Origin of the sequence: Alkalimarinus coralli, assembly GCF_023650515.1 — a bacterium.
Lineage (GTDB): Bacteria > Pseudomonadota > Gammaproteobacteria > Pseudomonadales > Oleiphilaceae > Alkalimarinus > Alkalimarinus coralli.
The window spans coordinates 4,290,959-4,314,730 of sequence record NZ_CP096016.1 but is presented as its reverse complement, the minus strand read 5'-3'; the positions used below and the strand labels follow the sequence as shown (position 1 = coordinate 4,314,730).

Here is a 23,772-nt window from a genome sequence, read left to right as displayed (position 1 = left end):
TTTACCTGTCATTAATCTCTCCCGCTTTTGATAACACATGGCGGGTTAATATCGGGCCAATGATTTCAAAAATAACCGTTGTGGCGGTAATGGTCGTCAAAACGGTTGCGCCAATTTCAGCAGCCGATGGCAAGTTATAGAGCACCGCGATGTGTGCCATCTCCTTCTGAACGATGAGCGCCAACCCTATCGCCAAACCAGCCTGAGAAAGAATAGCCAAACCAAGCGAACGGGCTATTTGGGGGTCAGCCCCGCCTAAGGTGCCGCCAATCCAGGCTCCCCCGGCCTTGCCTATGCAGCGGCTGATAATATAAACAACGCCCCCGCCCCCTACAATCAGCAATGAAGATATATCCAAATGCGCGCCAGCCAAGGCAAAAAACAGTATAAAGACAAGCGGCATAATCATCGACGTAGCCTGCCGGACCCGATTAATGACTCCCTCTCTGCCAGAGTTAACCAACACCATACCGGCAACCATATTGGTCAATACCAATGAGAGATGCCATTGTTGCGAAAGCCCCACTAAAATCATCACCAGCGCTGACGACAGCACTAATATATCACCTTCTTTACGCAGTTTTTTCACCAGCGCAAGAAATACATAACCGGCGATAAGCCCCACCAGAATACTTAGCAGTATTTCCTGAAAAGGAGCCCAGAGCTGGTCGGTCACACTATACTCGGTATGGCCGTTGGTTTGCAGTAGTATTGACTTTGCAAATACCAGAGCGAAGCCATAAATAATAACGGATAGTCCGTCATCAAACCCTACCACCGCATAAAGGGTGTTGGTCAGGCGCCCTTTCGCCTGATAATCCTGAATGATGGCAACCGTTCCCGCTGGCGCGCTTGCAGCGCCTATTGCACCCAACAACATGGCCAACGGCCAGTTGTCAAAGAACAGGTATACACCCAAGGTCACCACTAAAAACGCAACGATTGTTTCACCCAATATAAGACTGGCTAAACCACGTCCCGTTTTCTTGAACGAAGCAACGCTTAAGACCGCACCAATCGTAAAGGCAACCAAGCCAAGGCCAACCTCTACAATAAAATCCAACTGAGATAGCAGGCTTTTATCAATGCCATTCAATACGAATGGGCCAGCCACAACGCCTACGAGCATATAACCAATCAATGATGGTAGCTTGGTTCGTTTGACCCACTTGCCGATATAGAGGCTGACCAGCATAACCAAGCCAATCACCAGTAACTGATGCAACGCTGTATTGGGGCTTCCTTCGGGTATCATTATTGTTGTTCCATTCGGGGCTAAGTGGCTGCATTTGCAAACGCCTAGTGTCTAAAAACCTGCCTAGTGTCTAAAAACCTGCTTAGTGCCTAAAAACCTACTTAGTGTCTGCAAACCTGCGTTATGCAAACTCGACTATGTTAGCTTGGCTAACTGCTTGTCGTGTAATGATTTGAGCAACGTTACAGCAGCCATCGCGCCAATCAAAGCCAACAACATATCTGACTGGGTATCCCAGACGTATCCCTGGGTACCTAGAAATGACTCAGCTGCTTCATTGGAAAGCAGTGCAACCCACCACTCAATCAACTCATAAAATGCGCTAATTGCCAGACAGATAGAAACAACAATAAATGCCAACCAGGCTGATTGTTTGATCACCTCGTGCCGTATCAGCACCTCTCGAGCAACAATCGCCGGCACAAACCCCTGTGCAAAATGGCCCACCTTATCGTAATTATTTCGCTCCCAATCGAAGATATCCGCCAACCAGTCAAACAGAGGCACTTCAGCGTAGGTATAGTGTCCCCCGACCATCAGAACCACACAGTGAACCAGCACTAACCAGCTACACAGAGGCGTTAAAGGAAACTTTTTATCCGTCAGGCCTATAATCATTACCGCAAGCAGGGCGGGCAGTACTTCCAAAAACCATGTGTAATAATCTTTCGGGCCAATACCAGACCAGACCAAAACAACAGCAAAGATAGTTAACCACAAGCCCCTGTGAGCCATATCGCAGATTCCTTATAATAATTATAGACTTGGTCGTTAGTTTAAGTGTGACACCAATTAAGTGCTAACCTTTTGTAAATAGTATAAGAAAACGAGGACACATTCATGACGGCTGACACAACCGCGCCAACAAAGCGGCAAAGTGAGCGTCGCCGATTTCGGCGACACCCCGCCATTGAACTAAACGCTGAACTCAGGATAAAAAAAGGGTTATTTGGCGAGTGGCTTGAAGTCGAGCCCTGTGATTACAGCAAGCTTGGGATTTCGATTGAGTCCGAGTATGACTTAACAGCTGGGCAGCAGGTTACCCTCAACATCACACTAAAAATGCTGATGGGCGATATTCACGTTGCAAAAGTAGAGGGTGTTGTTAAAAACAAAATTGAATCACACCCCCACCCCCGTTACGGAATTGAGTTTGATTACAACGCCAGCCGTCATATGAAAAATATTGAAACAAAGTCACAGCTTGGACGAATTGAGGGCATTTTGGAACGGAGTGAGAAATTAAGACTAAAAACAGAAGTGCAACCAACGCCCTAACCCGCCCCTGTTTACCGCTGGCACCGGTGTTTTCAGCGCTTGAATAAGCTATTTTCACGATTTAACTAAAGTATCATGAATAATTATTTGTTTATTTTTTGTCATAGGACTAAACTTTGATATTGAAAATTGGCAGATCAAAACAGTACAGGTTATTAACCTGATACTCACTGGCGTTTTCATTAGGATATTTTTGGAAAACTCCAAGAATTGATAGCATAAATTAGTTCGTAAAGTTCAAGGTTATTTAGAATGTCAGAAAAGCAATCAGGAACCGTTAAGTGGTTCAACGAGTCGAAAGGATTTGGATTCATTCAGCGTGACAATGGTCCAGACCTATTTGTTCACTTCAGCAACATAGCTTCCGACGGGTTCCGTACTCTACAGGAAGGTCAGGCTGTTACTTTCACTGAAGGTACTGGCCAAAAAGGCCCACAAGCTGAAAACGTAACACCAGCTTAAGGCTCGTCTGACGTTCTGTTGATGCCTTTTTGTTATACGACTTTTGGTAGTTAAGAGCTTATTATTAAGTTTGTAGTTACTAAAAACAGTTATTAATAACTTGTAGTCCAAGCAGATAACGTTTCCAGCAGACATTAGTGTCAGAATTCGTAAAAGGGGCCTTGTGCCCCTTTTACACCTCCTATGCCTTTCATAACCAATCAAACGGGTTGTGATGGCTCCGTTTGCGCCTTAATCAGTTTCTCTTTTACCTCTGCAATACACTCATTAGCCAGATGACTAAACGGTATTGCCACCCCTACCGTACGCCTTAATGGCTCCATTCCCTCAATCTCGCTCAGCTCTTTCACGACAAAACAGTGTGAATAATCCGTACCTTGATGAAGCGGCACGATTGCCAAACCGACACCTGCCTCAACCAGTGATTGCGCCCACTCTTCATTGTCGACAGAAGCAGCCACATCAACCCTGACCTCATTGAGCCTTAAAAACTCGGCCCAGTCACCGTTAACAATCCTGTTATTAACTTTCTTTAATACATTGGAAACAGTGTGGTGAGAGTCGTTGAGCTAGTATAGCTTTCACAGTTTCGAGAAGAGGTAGAAATCGTTTCGCTACTGTGCTCTTTTTCATTATTGTGCATTTAGAAAGTTGCTCCCTTCAGCACATACTCTTGACTCCTCGGACCCCGCTGGAGTCTTTTTTTTGCCTGTCAATCGGGGTTCCCTGTCATCAAACCGTAACCATAACCAACGCAAACTCCATTACACTTTGCGTCACTACATACGACTATAAACATCTTGCTTTAAACACGTCTCTCAGAAAACCTGCCTCTAAGCAACAGGCTTAGCCCTTTATTGCTCAGAGGCTGGAGCTAAGGAAACCGACTGGCAACATGGAAAAATACACCACCCGCATTGATGCTCACCTTCCGGAGCTGAGCCAAATTAGCTCAATCATACAAAAAGGGGGGGAGCTGCTAAGAGTTGAGACAATTACTCAAAGCCCCACCCGCGACCACTTATACCCTGTCTATTCTATTGCACTCGGCAGCGAAGCGGCTGACAAACCCGCCATCGCATTTGTGGGAGGTATTCACGGCATTGAACGAATTGGCACCCAGGTGGTGCTTTCATTTCTGGAAACACTGATTCAGCGAGCACATTGGGATTCGACGCTTGTCGACGCACTGGAGCAGGTAAAACTGGTCTTTCTTCCGTTGATGAACCCTGTGGGGATGTTGAGAAACTGGCGCTCGAACGGGAATGGTGTAGATTTGATGAGGAACGCCCCTATCGATGCAGAAGATAACGTGCCCTGGCTCGTCGGAGGGCATCGGTTATCTCCCATGCTGCCATGGTACAGAGGGCCTGAAGGCGCACCAATGGAGAAAGAGTCTTCAGCGCTCATTGCAACCATCAAGAAAGAGCTGTTCCCCTCGCCCTTTAGTCTCGTTGTCGACTGTCATTCTGGCTTTGGTTTTCAAGACCGGATCTGGTTTCCCTATGCCTATAGTAAAACTGAGCGTATGCCGCACATGGCAGAAATTTACCAGCTTAGAGAGATGTTTTTCTCCACCTACCCCCATCAGAATTATCTTTTTGAACCCCAGTCCCGCCATTACACCACTCATGGTGACCTGTGGGATTATATGTACAAAGAAGCACTCAGCGAAGGCAAAACCTTTCTACCGCTAACACTCGAAATGGGCTCATGGATGTGGGTTAAGAAAAACCCAATGCAGATCAGGAATGCACTCGGCATGTTCCACCCGATGCGCCCCCACCGGGTCAGACGCGTACTCAGGCATCATCAGCTGCTTATGGAGTTTATGGTACGGGCCACTCGCTCATATGCATTCTGGACTCAAAGCATGCACGCGCAGGAAAACCGCCTGTTGGCAGATGCCCTCTGGTACGAGTAAAGACCGCAGTTGGCACCATAGAGCAAAGCAGAAATTAAAATTGCCACACAACTGCAACAATAATGACCAATAACCGTCACAATTAGCCACTAGCCTCCACAGACATAGATCAGAGTCGTTAAGAAGATAGGTCGCCATCAGGGCGGCGGAACCTAGTCCAGGAGGTTGACATGCTGAACATCCAATCTGTTATTGAGGATCGCTACCCAAGTTTCCTCGGCCGCTCACGTCTTATTAAACGCCCTATTCTTGCCATGCTAAGACTACTCTTCCACGAGCGCGAGTTTCAGCAATTTGGCGAGCGATATCCACACGTACAAGGTGTCGATTTTATAGAAGAGGTGTTCAACTACTTCGATTTCAGCTACTCCGTCAGGCATAACGAGCGGGAACGCATCCCGGTTTCAGGCAAGCTGGTGATTATTGCGAACCACCCCATTGGTACCCTGGACGGTTTGGCACTACTCAAACTGGTCAGCGAAATTCGCAGCGATGTTAAAGTGATTGGCAATGATTTACTGATGACTATCAATCCGATTCAATCATTGGTGCTACCGGTCAACAACATGGGCGGCGGAACAGCCAGCAGCAAGCTAAAAGCCATTCATGAACACCTTAACAATGAAGGTGCTTTGATCGTATTCCCCGCAGGCGAGGTCTCCCGAATGAGCCCTGCCGGTGTTCGGGATGGGAAATGGAGAAGCGGCTTTTTACGCATTGCTGAAGCCACGCAGTCTCCGATACTGCCTGTTTATGTCGACGCCAAGAACTCTCTGTTTTTTTACAGCCTATCACTGCTTTCACGCCCTTTATCGACCTTATGGCTAATTCGTGAAACTTTTAAACATGCAAAAAATTCAGTCGCAATTCGCATTGGCGAGCAGGTTCAACCCAGCGTTTATCAAGAGCTAAAAATACCGTTAAAAGCCAAGGCAAGCCTTTTCAAAAAACAGGTTTACCGCATAGGTAAAGGGAAATCTTCCCTGTTCAAAACCGAGAAAGCCATCGCGCACCCGGAAAACCGCCAGCTACTAAGGCAGGAGATCAGCCAGTGTGAGTTATTGGGCGAAACCAAGGACAATAAGAAAATATACCTTTACACCCATAAGCCCAATGCCTGTCTGATGCGCGAAATTGGCAGACTCAGAGAGATCGCCTTTCGGGTTGTCGGTGAGGGAACAGGTGACCGTAGAGATCTGGATCAGTTCGACCAACGCTATTTCCACATTGTGTTATGGGATGCAGAAGAACTCGAAGTTGTGGGAGCTTATCGTCTGTGTAATACCCATAAAGCACTTAAAGACTCAGCCAAAAACAGAATATACAGCTCAACCCTGTTTGATCTGCAGCCCTCTATCGCGCCGATCACCAAGCAGGGGCTTGAGTTAGGTCGTAGTTTTGTTCAGCCAAAATACTGGGGCACGCGAAGCCTTGAGTACCTCTGGTATGGTATCTCCGCATTTTTGAACCGAAACCCTCAGTATCGTTACCTCATCGGCCCGGTAAGTATCAGTAACACCTACTCGAAAGTCGCCCAGGATACGCTGGTCTACTATTACAAACACTATTATGGCTGCAATAAATCGTTCGTGTTGGCTAAAAACCCCTATACCATTGACGAGCAGTCAACAGAACGACTTGAAAGCCTGTTTGCCGACCTTAATACCAAAGACGCATTTATGCGCATGAAAAACCAACTCTCACACATGGGTTACTCAGTGCCAACGCTCTACAAGCAGTACAGCGAACTGTGTGAACCCGGTGGTGTGCAGTTCCTGGATTTCAATATTGACCCTGACTTTGCTGACTGTATCGATGGGCTAGTCGTCGTAGACATTGATAAAATCAAAGACATTAAGCGAAAGCGCTACAATCTTAAGCCAAGGAAGCCACATACAGGGCCGCAGACAGAAGAGATTGCCGATCCAGTAAGATAGAGGATTATTTTGTATGTTAGTGCTAACTAACTATAAAACAACCTCTCACCATAGCGTTAGTTACTCACTTCACGCCAGTAGATAATTCGATCATGGCCACGGTAACGACCAAATGTTGCCGTTGCTGACGGGGCATCTACCGAGCCACTGATACTGCCGCTGCCATCCCAGTCATATTTCAGCCACCATTCAAAGGCATGGCGAATTTTCACACTGCCATCATTCCCGTTGCCCGGTCTAGTCAGCTAAAGCGCTATGCGGTCAAGTCCGCAGTTAAAGAAAGATCTGGATCTTCTGTGTCAGATTAGGGAGACGCCACCCCCTGGCCCCGGTATAATCCCTTCAAAATCGTTACGCAATCTATGGGAGAAACATAATGCTCAATGTTAACCAGTACTTCGATGGTAAAGTAGCCTCAATTGGCCTTCAAACCAAGGACTTACCTGCCACTGTTGGCGTGATGGTACCGGGTGAATACACCTTTGGTACAGAAAAGCGTGAATATATGACGGTTGTCAGCGGCGCACTAACGGTCAAACTACCAGGAGAAGAAGACTGGAAAGAGTTTAGCGAAGGAGAGACCTTTATTGTAGAAGCGAACCAGAGCTTCGACTTGAAAGTCGCGATTGATACCGCCTATCTGTGTAAATACGAATAACTCTGCGCTGAATAGTTTGATAGCATCCGTTGTATGGTAAAAAGGCCTTAGCATTTAATAACAGATGCCTTCGGATGCGACCTAAAGGATACGCTCATGAATCACACATTAAATATCATCACGTCAACGATAGCTTCAAGCGTACGCTCATGGAGAGGCACGTCAGCGAGCAAAACCAGTCAAGCACCAGAAAAAACCTTAGTGCTGTTTGATCGCGAAGGATGCCCAGAGTGCAGGTTTGTAAGGGAAGCCATAACCGAGCTCAACCTCGATGTGGTCATTAACCCTTGCCCCAAAGGCGGGAAGAACATCAAAAAACTAAAAGCAGAGACCGGGTATTCCGATGTCCCGCTACTTGTTGATGACAATACTCAGCAAAAAATTCAAGGGGCGGAGGCCGCTGTCAGTTACTTGTTTGAACAGTATCGCGGCAAGCAACCTCCCCCGCAACTAAGAAGTAATAAGCTTAATCAGCTGGCTTCATCACTGGCAAGCAGCATACGCTTCAACGCAGGTGTGGCCGCCAAACCGTCAAAAGGTGCAGAAAAACAGCTGACGCTGTATAGTTTTGAGTCCAGCCCTTTTTCGCGCCCGGTAAGAGAGCTACTGTCTGAACTTGAGCTACCTTATCTACTGGTTAACTTAGGTAAACAGCAGAAGTCAGACATGGGCCCTGCCAACTTTAGATTTACACTAAAGCCCTACAAACCACTGGAAAATAGTAAAAGGGAGGCGTTTTTTCAAGCACATGGCAATGTTCAGGTGCCCTATCTGGTTGACCCTAACACAGAAACCGAGTTATTTGAGTCAGCAGAGATTATCCGCTACTTGAATAAAACTTACGCACTCTAAAAGTCTGTACGGTTTGGTAGATACAAGCCGTATTCAAAGCATCATTCCATCATCAATGGTGGTAGATGGGATGACGCGACGTAACATGAATAGACCGAAGTCAATGCAAAACATCATCAAGACCCATACGATTTGTTACAACAAATGAGTATGGTTTCTTTATAATCAGGGATAGTGTGAGCAGGAATCTACATTTACAGATAGGAAAAAAAACGCCTGTCAGTTCAAGTAAAGTGATTAATTTATGACCAAAAAAGCTTTAAAAATACGTGATAAAACCATCTTTGATGGCATCTTCGTTAAATACATCCTTAAATTCATCTATTCCATCTGGTTCAAACTATCAGGATGGAAGACTACAGGCTCCGCACCAGATGGCGCAGGCATCACCATTGCGGCCCCTCACACGTCAAACTGGGACATCATATACGCCCTTGGTGCTGCCATACTGCTGGATGTAAAAATATACTTCTCGATTAAAGACAGCTGGTGCAAAGTACCCGTAATTGGGCGCATTATGCTCTGGCTAGGCGCAATTCCGATTAGCCGCAGCTCAAAAGGCCAGGGTCAGGTCGAACTGATCAGGGAATTTGTTGAAACACATAAGAACAAGCGCATATTCTTCTTGTTCACCCCCGAAGGGACACGAGGCGAAGTCGATCGCTGGAAAACGGGCTTTTACCATATCGCAGAAGAGTGTAATTTGCCGATATTTCTAGCGAAAGTAGATTACCGAACCAAGGTATCAGGAGTTTTTCACTCATTTAAGCTTACCGGCAGCAAAGAAGGTGATATTTCGGCAATTCAGGAGTCTTACAAGAGTGTTTATGGACGATTCCCCGAGCTGCAGTACCCTGCCTACTCAGGGCCGCTCCCTGAGATAACACAACCTGAAATGCTGGTAATGATGGCTATGCATTCATTAAAAGGCATGGCGACTCAGGCCGAAATTGCTGCCAGAGCCAAGTTTGATGAAGTCAGTGCTGAAATGCTGGACTTTCTGGTAGAGAAAGGAATATTAGAGAAGATAGAAGAAGGCAAAAAGGCCATTAACTATAAGCTAACCTCCGCCGGGAACGGGTTCTTGTTGCACCTGTCACCTACCCTCGCATAAGATTCGCCAGTATAAAAAAAGGAGCCTCCTAACGGACGCTCCTTTTTTTTATTGAATCCTGAAGAAACCGTAGCCGTGATGCAGCGAAGAGGCTGTGAAAGTATCCATAGGCTCCCCGCTGTATAATATCGTCGCCTAACGACTTCGAAGATATAAGAAAATGGGAAGACAATACAAGAAAACACACTCCCGCGATCAAGGGGATTTGTTTCCGAGCCATATGGATGACTACGTGCATGAGAGGCATCCCATCAGAGCCCTTGATGCCTATGTTGAATGTTTAGACTTAGGAAAGCTCGGCTATCAACATACCTTAGAAAACAAGGTTAATAGCGGGCAGCCTGCCTACCCTCCCGGTGCGTTACTCAAGCTTTACCTCTACGGATATCTAAACCGCATTAAGTCGAGTCGTCGGTTGGAACAAGAGTGCCACCGTAATATAGAGGTGATGTGGTTAGTTCAAGGGCTTAAGCCAAGCTATAAGACGATCGCTAATTTTCGCAGCCAAAACCGGCGTGCGATTCGGGAGACTCATAAAGAGTTTATTTTATTCTGCAAGAAACTTTCGTTGTTTGGAGGCCAGTGCATTGCTATTGACGGCAGTTTCTTTAAAGGAAGCGCGAGCCGCAAGAGCTTTACGACCACCACAGGTCTCAAGAAGAAGCTCAAAAAGCTAGAGGCGCATATCGAGCAATGGCAGAACGAGCTAGATCAGCAAGATGCGCAGGAAAAGGAAGAAGAAAACAAGCCCAGTGATATTGAACTGGAAAAAGTGCTTCAGCAACTCGAAGACTGGAAAAAAGAAAAACAAGATAAAGAGAGCGAATTAAAAAGGTTAGAAAAATCTAAAAAAACACAAGAGAGCAGTACAGACAAAGATGCCCGTTTACTGAACAAAGGAACTCAAAAGGTATCCGGCTACAGCGTACAGATAGCAGTAGATAACAAGCATCACTTGATCGTTTGCGAAGAAGTCACAACGGAGCCAAACGACCTTAAACAATTGCACCCAATGTCGCTAAAAGCAAAGAAAATACTGAATTCAGATGAGTTAGAAGTGCTTGCTGATGCGGGCTATTACAGCGGGGCGCATATTGCTAAGTGTGTAAAAGATAAGATAACACCTTATGTTCCCAAGCCTAAAACGGGGGGTAAAGGGAAAAAGGGAAGGTACACAAAAGACCAGTTCATATATGATGCGAGGAAAAATCATTATGTGTGCCCTGCAGGAGAGTCATTAAACCAACGAGGGTCGCCCCGCACACAGAACGGACAAGTATTTCATCGCTTCAGTGCATCAGAAACAGTCTGTAAAAGCTGCCCCCAAAAAGCAAGCTGTCTTGGGGAGAAAATACCTTGCCGAGTCGTGTGGCGAAGTGAGAATGCAGACCTGCTCACAGCTCATCAAGAACGAATGAAGGTAAGCAAAGGAAAAATGCGCGAGCGAAGTACACTCGTTGAGCACCCATTTGGCACGATGAAATCTAGAGCAGGTTGGAGCCACTTCCTGCTAAGAGGCCAAGAGAAGGTAGCGGCTGAGTTTAGTTTAATGGCGTTATGTTATAATCTCACACGTGCACTTAATGTGTTGGGGTTCGACAGGCTCCTTGAGGAGATAAAAAATAAAGCTCTGTTTCGCCTTAATAGAAGGAGCCCAGAGCTATATTTAAAGGCCTATAAGTATTACCTGTTTCTACAGACAATAATTATAAAGGCCGTTGTAATGACGCCAGATTCGCTTCGAGTTCGTTTTGAAGTCAAAGAATCTCTTGCTTGTTAATACTTTCACAGCCTCGAAGCGGAATCAAGGAAACCTCAACACCTTGCCCCCCCCTAATTCCAGTCGTACCTCCTTTCATCAAGGCTGCCACTTTGCACGACGAGATATGCATAGCCGCCGTGCAAGGCATTCACCATTCAGTTACACTGTAAACGGCACCCCAAGCTAGTCTTGCTTGGGTTTTCTTACGCGGGGCTTTTTATCTGCCGGTCTTGAGGTCGGTTTTGCACTCCCACCCTCATTTGCTTTTCTTGGCTTGCGACCACGATCACCACCGGGCTTGCGCCTTCCTTCACCTCTGCCACCCCTTGAGCGACCTTCTTCGCCGGTATAGGGAGCGATATTCAAGGACTGCTGACATACCCAAACTTTTCGCAGTGAATCCATAGTCTGCTTTGGCATGCCGGAAGGCAGGTCAACCGTACTAAACGAGTCAAATATCTGGATATGACCGATATAATTAGCATCCAGATTCGCTTCGTTGGCGATAGCTCCAACGATATTGCCAGGCTTAACACCATGATCATAACCCACGTCGATACGGTATCTTTCCATATCTACGTCCGGGTTATCTTTTAATGGTTTTGCTTTTCGCTCGCCCGGTCTTCGTGAACGATCAGATCGACTACCTCTTTCGCCACGATCTGGTCGTTCGCGACGTTCTGGCTGAGGCTTTAACAACAGCGGCTCGTCACCCTGAACCAGTTTGGCCAATGCTGCAGCAACCTCAATTGCAGGAACATCATGCTCCATCTGGTATTGCTCTAACAAAGTCTGGAAAAAATCCAGACCTTCATTGGCAAGCGTATCGGTAATTTTTTGTTTGAACTTTGATACCCGCTGATCATTGACATCTTCCGTTGTCGGCAGCGTCATTTTCTCAATTTTTTGCTTGGTGGCTTTTTCAATAGAGAACAACATGCGTTTCTCTCTTGGAGAAACAAACAGGATCGCATCACCAGTGCGCCCTGCACGACCCGTTCGCCCGATACGGTGGACGTACGCTTCGGTATCGTAAGGAATATCGTAGTTTACAACGTGGCTGATGCGCTCTACATCAAGCCCACGAGCGGCAACATCAGTCGCTATCAAGATATCTATTTTCTTGCTTTTGAGCTTAGAAACAGTTCGCTCTCGAACCGCTTGGGAAATATCGCCATTCAAGGCTGCCGCTGAATATCCTCGAGCTTCGAGCTTTTCGGCCAGTTCAACGGTTGCCGTCTTGGTGCGAACAAAAATGATCATGCCATCAAATGGCTCAACTTCGAGAATACGGGTTAACGCATCCATTTTATGCAGACCGCTGACCTGCCAATACCGCTGGCGAATAGTATCCGCAGTAGACGTCTTTACTTCGATCTTAACGTGCTTGGGATTTTTCAGGTATCGCTCGGTGACCTTCTTGATCTGCGAAGGCATGGTGGCAGAAAACAAAGCAATCTGTCTTTCTTCCGGCGTCTGCTCCAAGATCCACTCGACATCATCGATAAACCCCATGCGCAGCATTTCATCGGCTTCATCAAGAACCAGTGCCGACAGATTATCCAGCTTCAGCGTCCCACGACGCATATGATCCATCACACGGCCCGGGGTACCCACAACCACATGAACTCCGCGCTTCAACTGCCTCAGCTGGCCATCGTAAGACGAACCACCGTAAATTGGCAACACATGGAACCCCTTCAAATAACGGGCGTAGGTCTGAAATGCTTCGGCAACCTGAATGGCCAACTCTCGGGTCGGTGCCAACACAAGTAACTGAGGCACTTTTTTAGAGAAATCGATTCGTGACAATAACGGCAAAGCGAAAGCCGCTGTTTTGCCGGTACCAGTTTGAGCTTGCCCCAAAAGGTCGTGTCCGTTCACAAGGTGAGGGATACTTTCTGCTTGAATAGGGGATGGGACTTCGTAACCCGCTTCTTTGACGGCCTTGAGTATTGGCTCGGCAAGTTCGAGTTGATCAAAGCCTAATTGGGATGATGACATCAGATGCGCTACCTATAGATTGATGGCACACACACGAGTCATGTATTCGCCAACAGATTTTAAAAGGGCCGGAATTATACACTGTTATTCCATATTTTGCTTGTTTTTTAATCTAAAACTGTTCAATAAATGACCGATCACTGTAATTATAAGGCGTTAAGTCGTTTACAGATCACATTTTGGCAATAATCTGGTTGCTTTTGATGCCTGTTTTTTAGCGGCCTTGATAATTATTGAGGCAAATTTGGGGCCGCATTAATAGCCCGGTTCGCAGTTGATATACCGTAGAAAGAGAACTACACTGATTTTTAGAGCGCTCTCTGGCTCCGCGTTTCATTAGTAATATCGTACGACAGTAATGCCTCGACCTTGCTTCTGACCCCGAAAGTCCACTGTAACGCTTGCTTAACCTGCATCGCAGTAAGCTATGCATTATTACGATTGTGTTTATCTACACCAGTACGAAGGATTAACTAACTATGTCTGAGAAATTGACTGGAACCGTAAAGTGGTTCAACGAAAGCAAAGGTTTTGGCTTTATTACTCGTGAAAACGGGCCTGACCTTTTTGTTCACTTCAGCAGCATCGCCAGCGATGGATTCCGCACACTTCAAGAAGGGCAGCAAGTGCGCTTCACTGAAGGCGCAGGCCAAAAAGGCCCGCAGGCAGAAAACGTAGAACCACTCTAAGGCAGGTCTATTATTTTGCAAATCGCTGATAAAATGGTCGTAAGCATCCATTACACCCTGACAAACAATGATGGTGATGTGATCGATAGCTCAATAGACGACGCGCCCCTAAGTTACCTGCATGGTGCAGGTAATATCGTTCCTGGCTTAGAAGCCGCACTGTTAGGCAAATCTGTTGGTGACAGTCTACAAGTGACCATCCAGCCGGAGGATGCCTACGGCGAACGTCACGACGAGATGGTTCAGGTTGTCCCTCGTGAGATGTTCCAGGGTGTTGAAGATATTCAGCCTGGCATGCAGTTTCAGGCAGAAGCGCCAGACGGTGGTGTTCAGATGATTATTGTCGCAGAGGTTGCAGACAATGAAATTACTGTAGACGCTAACCATCCTTTGGCGGGTGTTGTACTTAACTTTGATGTGAGCATTGAAGCGGTACGAGAACCCACACCTGAAGAACTGGATCACGGACACGTGCATTAGGTTCAAGTGCTAACAGACGGCGCATCATGCGCCGTCTGTTTCTTCTATTCCAATCTCTAAGATAAACCCCTGACCTATAGACTATACGCCAACCACTGGCGATCACTATGACGAATTGCAGTCACCAGAAGCTGTGATATAGACTGGCAGGCATATCTTTTTCAACTTCGCTTCCACAATCAGAAGAGGCTAACAATGACAATATGGGTCGATGCAGATGCCTGCCCCAACGTAATTAAGGAGATACTATTTCGAGCCGCGCAACGGACTAAAATGCCGCTGACACTGGTTGCTAATCAACCCATTCATACCCCTCCTTCACCCTGCATCAACTCAGTTCAGGTGCCTTCAGGCTTCGATGTTGCCGACAACTATATTGCACAACAGTCAAAAGCCGGAGATTTAGTCATTACCGCAGATATTCCCCTTGCTGCAGACGTGGTTGCTAAAGGCGCGATTGCACTGAACCCTCGTGGTGAGAAGTACACTAAAGAGAACATTAAACAACGCTTAACGATGCGAAATTTTATGGAAGAGATGCGAGGTGCCGGGCAGGCAATGGGCGGGCCAGCGCCCTTTAACCAGCAAGACAGGCAAGCATTCGCCAATTCGCTTGATCGTTATCTGGTGAGCTGCACCAAGAAGCCAGGCCAAAGCTGAAAATATTTACTGCACTATCGTTTAGTTTCGGGTTTCACCTACTCGGTAATCCACTATTTTGGCTCTATCTATTTTTTTATAAGGTCACACTATGAACTATAAAAATTAGAATAGTGGAGTGGTAGAGATGGATCACAACGAAATATATTTACTGGTACTGGGTTTCATAGCACTGATGGCGGCAGGCCTTATAATCTTTACCGTCAATAAAACAAGCACATATCGTGATGATATCAGCAAGCATCAGCAAAGAAGCAGCAAGAAAGGCTGCTATGACGAATCATAGCAGCACAGACACAAAAGCGCTGATGTGTTGTCGGGCACCCTGCATGTTGTCGCTATGGGTGATGCCTGACTTAACCCGTGGCTTCAAGTCATGATCACCATCTTCCAGCCATTTCACGTCAATTGATTCAGACAATAAGTAGTTCGATACCCTCTCTTTGTTACCCATAGGGTCTCGGGTTCCCTGCAGGATTAACGTCGGTATCGAAATGTTTGCCAAGTGCTCTGTTCTTGGTTTCTCTGGTTTTCCCGGGGCATGAAACGGGTACCCCAGGCAAACAAGGCCATCCGGCTTCAATTCATCCGCCAGCAAGCTGGCCATTCGCCCACCCATCGACTTTCCACCCATCAAAATCAATGGGTGCTTTTGTGCTCCACCATCTGTCAATGCCGTGGCATTTTCTTCACCACAAACCTTGTCGACTACGGTGGAGAAGGCTTCTCTCCAGCTTTCCAGCAGCACTTTCTGTGTATTGGGTGGGCGCTTTTTCCCAGTCTCTCTGCGCTCACTCATATATGGAAACTCAAAGCGCCAAACGTTTATCCCTTCTTTGGCAACGGCTTCCGCTATCGTATTCATGAAAGCACTGTCCATTGGCGCGCCCGCACCATGCGCCAGAATCAGATGTGCTCCGACTGGCTGCTCTGGCTCATTGACCAAAAATTCCATCACGATGCTGTTTGCTCCTTATACTTTCGCTGCTTGATACGTTCTTTGCTTAGTGCGTTCTTTGCCTAATACGTTTTTTGATTAGTACTTTCTTTGCTTAAAATACAACGGCGATTCTTCGATATTGAGTAAACGACGACGAATGAGATCCAGACCGACCGCAGCAACGACCTGCTGAAAATACTGTCGTGGGCCTGGGTAGTAGAGCATTTCAGTCTCAATTTTATGACGATCTCCCCAAGCGACCCATACCGTCCCCACCGGTTTCTCGTCGCTGCCACCGCCCGGCCCGGCAATGCCCGAAACAGCAATACAGTAGTCTGCATCGCTCTCTTTCAATGCGCCAGCTGCCATTTGATAGACGACCTGTTCGCTCACCGCGCCATGAGCCTCAATAACCGAAGGGTCAACGGCTAAGATATCGCTCTTAATCCGGTTTGAGTAACTGACCACCCCCATTTCAAAAACGGACGAGGCCCCAGCAACAGAGGTAATCTGCGAAGCGATAAGGCCGCCAGTGCATGATTCGGCGGTGGTCAACGTCTTGCCCTGTTGCTGCAATAGGCTCACCACCCTTTGCGGCAGCGTGTCTTCCTGCTCGGCTATAATATGCGCCCCCAGCACCTGTCTCAGTCGGGAAAGGCAGTTGGCTCTTTGCGCTTCTCCTTCGGCCCCGCGTGTTGTCAGCTTTACATCCACAATCGGCAGCGACGCACGAAACCCCAGCTCGACCGACGCTGGCCAGTCAGGTATATTTTCAATAATCATTTGTTGAATTTTTGACTCACCTAAACCAAATACCGGTAGATGAGTAACGGAGGTTTTTTCCAACTGCGGGAAACGGGCACTCAGCTCATCAAGTATGGATTCGTCCAACATCATTGCTAACTCAGACGGCACTCCTGGGGTACAAACAATCCAGCAGCCTTGGTGATCAACCGAAAAACCGACTGCGCTGCCTACCGGGTTGGGCACAATGGCAACCCCTTTGGGCAACAACGCTTGTTTCCTGTTCGCCCCATCCAGCTTAAAGTTGCGCTTGGAGCACCATGAAGTCAGATGATTAATTGCCTGAGTATTTTCTTCAAGTGGCTGTGCAACAACCTGCGCCAACACTTCAGCGGTTAAGTCATCAACCGTTGGCCCGAGCCCGCCGTTAACAATCAGCACATCGGCAGCAGCAGAGATATCCGCAATTTCCTGTCGTAACAAATCAACATCATCGCCCACGGTGACTCTGCGACTAACAGTAAACCCCCTTGCCTGGAGTTTTTTTGCGATCATGACAGAGTTAGAGTCGACAATATCGCCACTCATCAACTCATCACCGGTCAACAGCAATTGAATCTGAAATTTCTTCATCTCACACTATTCCTCAAGTGCAGCAGCAACGACACGAAAAACGTTAGGGTTAAACGGGTATCCAAAGTGGCTGGTAGAGACCTCGATATTGCGTGTATGGTCAGTTTCTTTTTCTAACGAACACTGCCAGGAGACAACACCATCACAGCGGCTATGGATAGCAATAGACTTAACCGGCGGCGGCTCCGCGCGTCGATCAAAGGCATCCGCATCTTTTTGGGTAAATGCTTTGCCAGAGAGAATAAGAGAGAGTTGAAACAAGTGGTTACCATAAGGGTTGCCGGTAAACGGCGTCCCCATGGTGATGACAGAATGAACGTCATCCTCTAACTTGCGACCCAGCTCACGGGCGAACACCCCACCCAGGCTCCAGCCAATGACTGAAACCTTCTGCCCGGTTTGCAGATGCAGCTGCTTAACACGTCTATATAACTGCTCCTTGATAGCGGCTGATGTTCCCTGGTTGATCCCCATCCCCCAGCCGAATGCCTTATAGCCCTGTTTGTTTAGATACCGCCTCAACAACAGTGTCGTCAGATCTCCCGCACCAAACCCCGGGATAACCAATACGGCCCTTCCGTTGCCCGAGTTTTGCTGTTTAAGGAAAGGGCTGCTCACCAATCCGGCACCCAATTCAATGATTGCCCGGTTTTCAAGCGCTAACAGTAGCAGGCTCGGCTTCTTGATGCTTTTATCCATGTTGTTCAGGGCCTTTTAAGAGGTTTTATATTTTAAGGTCACGCTGGATAATCGAGATTAACATATCCAGTTTTCGGTTGGATAGCTGCCGATAATCAAAGTATGGCGTAACGATGGTTTTTCTTGAGATATCAATATAAAAGCCCTCCCCGAGAGGGGCCGCGCGCTCAAGTAAACCGAATTGTTCGGCGTAAGATTTACCCGAAACAATACAGGCGGTATTAACAGAGCAAGGTAAATGGTCGATAGGGGGAAAAATCAGGGTATGGCCACACCCCTTTTGCAGCAATTGTTGGTCTCGGTAGGCTTGCCATGTCGCCACCGGCCCATCATCAAGCTGAAACATCAACTTGGCAAAAATGTTAAATATCTTTCGCCAGTGGTTACCCGTACGATCAACAATATATGAGATATCGCCGGGTTTCAGCGCTTTTAGGCCAGTCAATTGCTGATACTCTGGCAGGTCAGGCCGATTCCCAATACACACCGCAAGCCGGTAGTGGTGGTCGCCCAACCCCGTTATGTTATTGGCCAACGGACTCTCCTCGATATGATGATCAGGCAGCAATCATATCAGGAACAGGCGGACAAGGAATGAGCGCATCAGGAAAACCCGATCAAACTAACACGATTGGAATGACCCCAAGTGCACCTACACTTCGGGTCAAGTACAACAAAACTCTGGGTCAACAAGCTGGCTACTGAATGCCTAGCTGTAGTTCGGTAATATTCTCTTCAGAATCTGGCCCGATATATTGAGTGTATATCTCCCTGCACTGTGTCCCCATCTTAAGCCCTGACTTCTCAACATCAGCAATAAATGGCTCATAGCCTTTGGCTCCCATGTCCGCCATTTTGCCTACATATCTTCGCTCAACATATTGAAAGGGCTCTAGCTCGGTTTTTTCATATTGCCCTGAGTACTGATCAGCGGCCTTCACTGGCTGGCAAATTTGCAGGTCAAATGGTTTCTCCATATCTCCATCGCACCCACGATACACAAATATCATTGGACCTTCAGGTCGCACCCCTTGTTGCTGTATGTCTTCCAGCAACAATTCCGGGGAACGCCCAATATCCTGCATAATCGTCGTTAACGTGGCTTTTTTAGCCAGGGCAATAACCTCTATACCGGATGACTTTTGCAATTCCATGGTTCACTCCTTAGTGTTGTTTCCGTTGTGAATAAGTGACGCTTATTCGTTACAACCCCGCTGCGTCACTCGACAACACCAGCATATTACTGCCCAGTGACAACCTATTGTCAGCAGACTTATACGGCATTTCAATAACAGCCGATCAGCGCCGAACCATCAGTCATAGCACTCAGTGTTCAGGCTGCACACCAAAGTGTGAAACCAGTTCCCGAACAAGCCGCTGCATTTGGTCAACCAACTCGGAGGGGTGTAACACCTCTACGGCATCGGTATAACTTAATATCCAGCGGGCAAAGTATTCGATTGACGGGGTGAGGAACTCCATATCAATACTATTCTCGTGTTGTGTCTCTGACACCAAACCAAAATAATAGCGCTGGTCACCAAGGTATTTAGCCACATCACGTCGAAACCTCACTTTGACCTGGTGGAGTTTCGAGGCTCTTTGTATCGACCCTAGATACTCTTCCAGACTTTTACGCCGATGACGGCTAAAGTGCTCGGGTTGCAAGGTGAGCGACTGAATACGATCGAGACGGAAATCACGATAGTCCTGTCGAACGCGGCACCATGCAATCATGTGCCAATGACGGCTATAGTGGTAAAGCCCGATAGGCTCTATGGTGCGTTCGGTCATCTCTTCCCGGTATTGGGTGTAATAGCAAATGCTCATAACAACCGCGTGAGAGAGCGCTTTTTTACACGCAGGCAACCATTGCCCCCCCTCATCGTGGCTCGATACCTGAGCCGGGGTGTAAACATCTATGCTGCTACTGAGTGTCTCGATATATTCTTTGTCACTGCTGCTCAGCACGGCTTTAACTTTATCAAGCGCTGATATGTATGTTCCCAGCGTTGAAGGCTCATTCAGTTGCTTCATCGCTTTTTCCCCCACAAGAAGTGCAGAGGCTTCTTCTTGAGAGAATACAACAGGGGGCAGCTGGTAACCCTTATCCAAGAAGTAACCAATGCCCGCCTCTGAGCCAATGGGCACGCCGGCGTTTTCCAGTGTCCGAATATCACGGTAGATTGTTCTCAAGCTTACATTGTGCTTTTCTGCCAGCTCCTGAGCTTTTACAATCCGTTTAGTTTGAAGCTGAATCAAAATGGCTGTAACGCGATCAAACCGGTTCATCAGATAATCGTACCTGCTCTGTTGTTATTGCTTATTGAGTGGCGTTTATTCATCGCCTCATTGTCAACTCGTTGCCTTATAGGCCCACCGGATAGGGTGCACACATGTTTTTACCTAAGGGCTTTGCGGTAACGACCTTGGAAACGTCGAAAGGATAACAAACACATGAATTCAGAATACAATAACAAGGGATATTTTGTGCTAAGAAATGCGCTCAATGCATCACGAAATATACGTCACGAAATATACGTCATGAAATATACATCATGTATTAAGTGTATTTTATGAGGACTGGAACAACAGGGACGTAATAACCGGGAAGACCTTTCAATAGGGGAAACTGTACCGCTAAATGCAGGCGGCCTACTGATGTTTTCTGCCAATATGATTCACAGAGAGCTTTATCACTACACCTAAATCATTACATCTAAATCACTACAGAACGCTTAACTCTCTGTAGTTCGATTAAGCCACAGGGCAGCTAACCATTAAAACTGTATACCGGCACTAAATCTGTACGCCTTGATGCAGGCAGGATTTTGTCCGTCATATTATCGAGTATCAGCGGCTCACTATTGGGTTTTGGGTAATACGCCAGCACCATGTGAGCCTGGTTTAGCTTAACGGTTTTCACATAGGTAATGCGAAGGTTTTCAGCAGGAACCCCCATCGCTTTCAGGGTAAAATATTTTGCGATTGAGTAGTCTTCACAATCCCCACTATTGGTACTCAGCAGCTCCACCGGACTTGCCCAGTAATCCTCTTTGCCCCACTGTTCAATATCAGATTTAAAAGCCGATTTATTAAAAAAGTTGTTCACAATCGACAGCTTTCGTTTGATGCGCAACTTATCTTTTAATGAGGTCATCGCCTGCCAGCGCTCGATACGTTCTCTGGCATCAGCTCCGTACTGGTCTTCAATACCGCTAAGATATTGTTCATCCAGCTCAACTGGCGAAGCGAGCTTGTCACTCAGAATGCCATTCGAAACATTGTATTTGTTCCAACGCACAAACACTTCAGATAGTTGAGCGGACTGGTACTCTTCAAGGCGTTTAAAATTATAGGAAGGCGGCGTCATATTGCGGTTTGGCAAAATGTTATCGCTTAACGTGCGGATAACCCACTGCAGCCCTTTGGAAGGTTTTGTTAATGTTAACGCATCAGCTGTTCCCACATGAAGTAACAGCGCCATAGCGAACACAATAAGCGTCAGTGTTCGTAGCCGGACGGTTCGAATCATTTTATTCCCTGTCAGAAGTCTATATCACACTATTATTTATTCGACAGGAAGTTTTAATTCTAATAAGTCTTTTACCCGTCTTTGATATTTCCCGCGGTTATATCAAGCATTAGGCCAGTATTTTTTATACACATATAAATCAGTAAGTTACAGATAAAACTAAAATTCTAAATCACTGGCATTATTAACCCGATTATCAAATCCAGATTAAAACGTTGCATTTTAGCAACACAAAACCAACCAATAATTAATAATATCTTTAATAACAAATAGTTATATTGTTGGCAAAAAGCAACACCACACTATAAGTCCCTCCACACGCGAGATATAATGCCGGAGTGAGAGCCACACCATGCTTAAACTCACGTAGACGCTCCCCACTATATAGCTATATCCTATTGTTCTTTGTAGGCAGAGTTTTTATGAGCATAGACCCGAATGGCACTTATTTAAGCTTGTCATCCTCGCGAACGCGGGGATCCATAGGGTTGTAGACTCCGTTTCAAATGGATTCCCGCCTGCGCGGGAATGACAGTACTGAGTCATTATGTCTTAAGTAAGTGCCATTCAGCGCAGGGCAATCTCATACAAAAACCTTGGCAAAATGTGTGGCAACAAAGAAATGGATCACTGAGCGATGAATATTCATCCTGATATTTTATTAGTCGATGATGACACCAGCTTGCTCCAACTGCTAACAATGCGACTGGAAGCCAGTGGCTACAGCGTTGTGAGTGAAACAAGCGGCGCGGATGCACTGAGCTACCTGGAAACCACACTCCCCAATGTCGTCATCACTGACCTGAAAATGGACGAGATGGATGGCATGGATCTGTTTCAGCGCATTCATCAACGCTGGCCCTCGGTTCCCGTGATATTCCTTACTGCGCACGGTTCAATCCCCGAAGCAGTTAAAGCAACACAGTTGGGGGCTTTTGCTTTTTTAACCAAACCCATCGATAAACATGAATTGCATAACTGTATTGAGCAAGCACTCAGGTTTAACGCCAAGTCAGAGCATACAGCAAATGAAAACTGGCGGAGTGAGATTATTACTCAAAGCCACAAAATGCTGGAGATACTTGAACAAGCCAAACTGGTCGCGGCGAGTGACGCCAACATACTGATTACCGGACAAAGCGGAACCGGAAAAGAAGTGCTGGCAAAGTCGATTCATAAAGCAAGCACAAGAGCGGATAAGCCATTTATTGCTATTAACTGTGGTGCAATACCTCAGGCACTATTTGAGTCGGAACTTTTTGGCCACAAAAAGGGGGCGTTTACTGGCGCAACAAGGGATCACGAAGGCTTATTTAAGTCGGCAGATCACGGTACGCTGTTTCTCGACGAAATTGGCGATATCCCTGTTCACTTGCAAGTCAAGCTGCTTCGGGTTATTCAGGAGCAACGCATACGCCCGGTCGGCAGTATCACTGATATTCCAGTCAATGTGCGCATAATTTCTGCAACACATAAAAACCTGCTTGAAGAGGTTAACAGTGGCTCATTCAGAGAAGACCTTTACTACCGGCTAAACGTGGTTAACCTTCACCTGATTCCCCTTGATGAGCGCAAAGAAGATATTCCCCTGCTGGTTAAGCACTTTCTCACCACGATTGCCAACAGAACCCAGCAACCGATCAAACACATGTCGGCAGAAGGAATGGAGGCATTTATATCGGGCAACTGGCCGGGCAATATTCGCCAACTGGCCAATGCCGTGGAGCAAGCAGTGGCGTTATCTTCGGGGCGGATAATCTCACTCAATACAGTGCAGCACACGTTAGCCATATTGCCTGACTTAAAGTTATCCCTGTCAGATGCCAAAAAAGCCTTTGAACGAGACTATGTTATTCAGCTTTTAAAAATGACAGAAGGGAATATAACGCGGGCAGCCAAACTGGCTCAACGCAACCGCTCTGACTTTCATAAAATTCTCAAGCGGCACAATATCAATACTGATCACTACAAACCATAAGGGCAGCAACTGCCGCAAAACGTCAGGCTGGTGATCACCTATCGACACCCAATATTCTAACTCACTGTTTTATATAGATATAAAAGTTGGCACGTAATTGGCTTTAGCTATATAGAAAATTGGGTTATGGATGAGATAGAAAGAGCGTGCAGGCTCTGTGGAGAGATG

Annotated in this window: 25 protein-coding genes; 13 read left to right on the top strand and 12 right to left on the bottom strand. The window is 46.7% G+C overall.

The annotated features are described in order from the left end of the window. Position 1: 1 nt before the first annotated feature. Complete coding sequence (locus tag MY523_RS19435) at positions 2–1,255, bottom strand: cation:proton antiporter (RefSeq protein WP_250656335.1); 1,254 nt, start codon at positions 1,253–1,255, stop codon at positions 2–4. Between the two features lie 135 nt (positions 1,256–1,390). Next, positions 1,391–1,990: a DUF2238 domain-containing protein gene (locus tag MY523_RS19430; protein ID WP_250656334.1), complete on the bottom strand. Its 600-nt coding sequence runs from the start codon at positions 1,988–1,990 to the stop codon at positions 1,391–1,393. 105 nt (positions 1,991–2,095) lie between these two features. Here MY523_RS19430 and MY523_RS19425 point away from each other — a divergent pair, with 105 nt between their 5' ends. After that, positions 2,096–2,533 carry a PilZ domain-containing protein gene (locus tag MY523_RS19425; protein WP_250656333.1) on the top strand — a complete coding sequence of 146 codons (438 nt, stop codon included), beginning with the start codon at positions 2,096–2,098 and terminating at the stop codon, positions 2,531–2,533. A gap of 252 nt (positions 2,534–2,785) precedes the next feature. After that, positions 2,786–2,995: a cold-shock protein gene (locus MY523_RS19420; protein ID WP_250656332.1), complete on the top strand. Its 210-nt coding sequence runs from the start codon at positions 2,786–2,788 to the stop codon at positions 2,993–2,995. Positions 2,996–3,195: 200 nt separating this feature from the next. Here the strand turns inward: MY523_RS19420 and MY523_RS19415 are convergent, their stop codons facing one another. Beyond that, positions 3,196–3,456: a type 2 periplasmic-binding domain-containing protein gene (locus tag MY523_RS19415; protein ID WP_250656331.1), complete on the bottom strand. Its 261-nt coding sequence runs from the start codon at positions 3,454–3,456 to the stop codon at positions 3,196–3,198. Positions 3,457–3,890: 434 nt separating this feature from the next. Between MY523_RS19415 and MY523_RS19410 the strand changes: the two genes are divergently transcribed. Together MY523_RS19410 and olsF are read left to right on the top strand one after the other, a co-directional pair. Further along, positions 3,891–4,919 (top strand): M14 family zinc carboxypeptidase, encoded by a 1,029-nt coding sequence (locus MY523_RS19410; RefSeq protein WP_250656330.1) that lies wholly within the window; start codon positions 3,891–3,893, stop codon positions 4,917–4,919. Positions 4,920–5,089: 170 nt separating this feature from the next. Further along, entirely contained in the window at positions 5,090–6,856 is a 1,767-nt protein-coding gene (olsF, locus tag MY523_RS19405) for a bifunctional ornithine lipid synthase OlsF (RefSeq protein ID WP_250656329.1), read from the top strand. Positions 6,857–6,912: 56 nt separating this feature from the next. On the opposite strand, the gene MY523_RS19400 is transcribed toward olsF, so the two are convergent. Further along, on the bottom strand, positions 6,913–7,101 hold the full coding sequence (locus MY523_RS19400) for a DUF6701 domain-containing protein (RefSeq protein WP_338021783.1): 189 nt from the start codon (positions 7,099–7,101) through the stop codon (positions 6,913–6,915). Between the two features lie 131 nt (positions 7,102–7,232). On the opposite strand from MY523_RS19400, the gene ppnP reads away from it, so the two are divergent. From ppnP to MY523_RS19380, 4 genes are all read left to right on the top strand, one after another. Then, complete coding sequence (gene ppnP / locus MY523_RS19395) at positions 7,233–7,514, top strand: pyrimidine/purine nucleoside phosphorylase (protein ID WP_250656327.1); 282 nt, start codon at positions 7,233–7,235, stop codon at positions 7,512–7,514. 96 nt (positions 7,515–7,610) lie between these two features. Further along, a complete protein-coding gene (locus MY523_RS19390) occupies positions 7,611–8,366 on the top strand; it encodes a glutathione S-transferase N-terminal domain-containing protein (RefSeq protein ID WP_250656326.1) in 756 nt (251 codons plus the stop codon). Between the two features lie 244 nt (positions 8,367–8,610). Next, a complete protein-coding gene (locus tag MY523_RS19385) occupies positions 8,611–9,480 on the top strand; it encodes a 1-acyl-sn-glycerol-3-phosphate acyltransferase (protein WP_250656325.1) in 870 nt (289 codons plus the stop codon). Between the two features lie 160 nt (positions 9,481–9,640). Further along, positions 9,641–11,260: an IS1182 family transposase gene (locus tag MY523_RS19380; RefSeq protein WP_250655547.1), complete on the top strand. Its 1,620-nt coding sequence runs from the start codon at positions 9,641–9,643 to the stop codon at positions 11,258–11,260. Positions 11,261–11,425: 165 nt separating this feature from the next. Here the strand turns inward: MY523_RS19380 and MY523_RS19375 are convergent, their stop codons facing one another. Beyond that, positions 11,426–13,246 (bottom strand): DEAD/DEAH box helicase, encoded by a 1,821-nt coding sequence (locus tag MY523_RS19375; RefSeq protein ID WP_250656324.1) that lies wholly within the window; start codon positions 13,244–13,246, stop codon positions 11,426–11,428. Between the two features lie 479 nt (positions 13,247–13,725). Between MY523_RS19375 and MY523_RS19370 the strand changes: the two genes are divergently transcribed. The 4 genes from MY523_RS19370 (at position 13,726) to MY523_RS19355 (ending at position 15,361) form a co-directional block, all read left to right on the top strand. Then, positions 13,726–13,935 (top strand): cold-shock protein, encoded by a 210-nt coding sequence (locus tag MY523_RS19370; protein WP_250656323.1) that lies wholly within the window; start codon positions 13,726–13,728, stop codon positions 13,933–13,935. 33 nt (positions 13,936–13,968) lie between these two features. Beyond that, positions 13,969–14,415, top strand: coding sequence for an FKBP-type peptidyl-prolyl cis-trans isomerase (locus MY523_RS19365; RefSeq protein ID WP_305883248.1), 447 nt, complete (start codon positions 13,969–13,971; stop codon positions 14,413–14,415). Positions 14,416–14,610: 195 nt separating this feature from the next. Then, positions 14,611–15,075: a YaiI/YqxD family protein gene (locus MY523_RS19360; RefSeq protein ID WP_250656322.1), complete on the top strand. Its 465-nt coding sequence runs from the start codon at positions 14,611–14,613 to the stop codon at positions 15,073–15,075. Between the two features lie 127 nt (positions 15,076–15,202). Then, positions 15,203–15,361: a hypothetical protein gene (locus MY523_RS19355; RefSeq protein WP_250656321.1), complete on the top strand. Its 159-nt coding sequence runs from the start codon at positions 15,203–15,205 to the stop codon at positions 15,359–15,361. Here the strand turns inward: MY523_RS19355 and MY523_RS19350 are convergent. From MY523_RS19350 to MY523_RS19320, 7 genes are all read right to left on the bottom strand, one after another. Then, on the bottom strand, positions 15,356–16,030 hold the full coding sequence (locus MY523_RS19350) for an alpha/beta family hydrolase (RefSeq protein ID WP_250658851.1): 675 nt from the start codon (positions 16,028–16,030) through the stop codon (positions 15,356–15,358). The genes MY523_RS19355 and MY523_RS19350 overlap by 6 nt on opposite strands. 81 nt (positions 16,031–16,111) lie before the next feature. Continuing rightward, a complete protein-coding gene (locus MY523_RS19345) occupies positions 16,112–17,392 on the bottom strand; it encodes a CinA family nicotinamide mononucleotide deamidase-related protein (RefSeq protein WP_250656320.1) in 1,281 nt (426 codons plus the stop codon). A gap of 6 nt (positions 17,393–17,398) precedes the next feature. Then, entirely contained in the window at positions 17,399–18,091 is a 693-nt protein-coding gene (locus tag MY523_RS19340) for an esterase/lipase family protein (protein ID WP_250656319.1), read from the bottom strand. Positions 18,092–18,116: 25 nt separating this feature from the next. Beyond that, positions 18,117–18,626, bottom strand: coding sequence for a DUF6942 family protein (locus tag MY523_RS19335; protein ID WP_250656318.1), 510 nt, complete (start codon positions 18,624–18,626; stop codon positions 18,117–18,119). Between the two features lie 163 nt (positions 18,627–18,789). Next, on the bottom strand, positions 18,790–19,245 hold the full coding sequence (locus MY523_RS19330; protein WP_250656317.1) for a GyrI-like domain-containing protein: 456 nt from the start codon (positions 19,243–19,245) through the stop codon (positions 18,790–18,792). A 172-nt stretch (positions 19,246–19,417) separates the two neighbouring features. Then, positions 19,418–20,383: a helix-turn-helix transcriptional regulator gene (locus tag MY523_RS19325; protein ID WP_250656316.1), complete on the bottom strand. Its 966-nt coding sequence runs from the start codon at positions 20,381–20,383 to the stop codon at positions 19,418–19,420. Positions 20,384–20,864: 481 nt separating this feature from the next. Further along, positions 20,865–21,626 carry a transglutaminase-like cysteine peptidase gene (locus tag MY523_RS19320; protein WP_250656315.1) on the bottom strand — a complete coding sequence of 254 codons (762 nt, stop codon included), beginning with the start codon at positions 21,624–21,626 and terminating at the stop codon, positions 20,865–20,867. 637 nt (positions 21,627–22,263) lie between these two features. Here MY523_RS19320 and MY523_RS19315 point away from each other — a divergent pair. After that, entirely contained in the window at positions 22,264–23,604 is a 1,341-nt protein-coding gene (locus MY523_RS19315; RefSeq protein WP_250656314.1) for a sigma 54-interacting transcriptional regulator, read from the top strand. Positions 23,605–23,772 lie beyond the last annotated feature (168 nt).

Excerpts from the sequence above, each read along its gene's own strand:
- MY523_RS19435 (WP_250656335.1), bottom strand. The coding sequence starts at position 1,255 with ATGATACCCGAAGGAAGCCCCAATACAGCGTTGCATCAGTTACTGGTG.
- MY523_RS19430 (WP_250656334.1), bottom strand. The coding sequence starts at position 1,990 with ATGGCTCACAGGGGCTTGTGGTTAACTATCTTTGCTGTTGTTTTGGTC.
- MY523_RS19425 (WP_250656333.1), top strand. The coding sequence starts at position 2,096 with ATGACGGCTGACACAACCGCGCCAACAAAGCGGCAAAGTGAGCGTCGC.
- MY523_RS19420 (WP_250656332.1), top strand. The coding sequence starts at position 2,786 with ATGTCAGAAAAGCAATCAGGAACCGTTAAGTGGTTCAACGAGTCGAAA.
- MY523_RS19410 (WP_250656330.1), top strand. The coding sequence starts at position 3,891 with ATGGAAAAATACACCACCCGCATTGATGCTCACCTTCCGGAGCTGAGC.
- olsF (WP_250656329.1), top strand. The coding sequence starts at position 5,090 with ATGCTGAACATCCAATCTGTTATTGAGGATCGCTACCCAAGTTTCCTC.
- ppnP (WP_250656327.1), top strand. The coding sequence starts at position 7,233 with ATGCTCAATGTTAACCAGTACTTCGATGGTAAAGTAGCCTCAATTGGC.
- MY523_RS19390 (WP_250656326.1), top strand. The coding sequence starts at position 7,611 with ATGAATCACACATTAAATATCATCACGTCAACGATAGCTTCAAGCGTA.
- MY523_RS19385 (WP_250656325.1), top strand. The coding sequence starts at position 8,611 with ATGACCAAAAAAGCTTTAAAAATACGTGATAAAACCATCTTTGATGGC.
- MY523_RS19380 (WP_250655547.1), top strand. The coding sequence starts at position 9,641 with ATGGGAAGACAATACAAGAAAACACACTCCCGCGATCAAGGGGATTTG.
- MY523_RS19375 (WP_250656324.1), bottom strand. The coding sequence starts at position 13,246 with ATGTCATCATCCCAATTAGGCTTTGATCAACTCGAACTTGCCGAGCCA.
- MY523_RS19370 (WP_250656323.1), top strand. The coding sequence starts at position 13,726 with ATGTCTGAGAAATTGACTGGAACCGTAAAGTGGTTCAACGAAAGCAAA.
- MY523_RS19365 (WP_305883248.1), top strand. The coding sequence starts at position 13,969 with ATGGTCGTAAGCATCCATTACACCCTGACAAACAATGATGGTGATGTG.
- MY523_RS19360 (WP_250656322.1), top strand. The coding sequence starts at position 14,611 with ATGACAATATGGGTCGATGCAGATGCCTGCCCCAACGTAATTAAGGAG.
- MY523_RS19355 (WP_250656321.1), top strand. The coding sequence starts at position 15,203 with ATGGATCACAACGAAATATATTTACTGGTACTGGGTTTCATAGCACTG.
- MY523_RS19350 (WP_250658851.1), bottom strand. The coding sequence starts at position 16,030 with ATGGAATTTTTGGTCAATGAGCCAGAGCAGCCAGTCGGAGCACATCTG.
- MY523_RS19345 (WP_250656320.1), bottom strand. The coding sequence starts at position 17,392 with ATGAAGAAATTTCAGATTCAATTGCTGTTGACCGGTGATGAGTTGATG.
- MY523_RS19340 (WP_250656319.1), bottom strand. The coding sequence starts at position 18,091 with ATGGATAAAAGCATCAAGAAGCCGAGCCTGCTACTGTTAGCGCTTGAA.
- MY523_RS19330 (WP_250656317.1), bottom strand. The coding sequence starts at position 19,245 with ATGGAATTGCAAAAGTCATCCGGTATAGAGGTTATTGCCCTGGCTAAA.
- MY523_RS19325 (WP_250656316.1), bottom strand. The coding sequence starts at position 20,383 with ATGAACCGGTTTGATCGCGTTACAGCCATTTTGATTCAGCTTCAAACT.
- MY523_RS19320 (WP_250656315.1), bottom strand. The coding sequence starts at position 21,626 with ATGATTCGAACCGTCCGGCTACGAACACTGACGCTTATTGTGTTCGCT.
- MY523_RS19315 (WP_250656314.1), top strand. The coding sequence starts at position 22,264 with ATGAATATTCATCCTGATATTTTATTAGTCGATGATGACACCAGCTTG.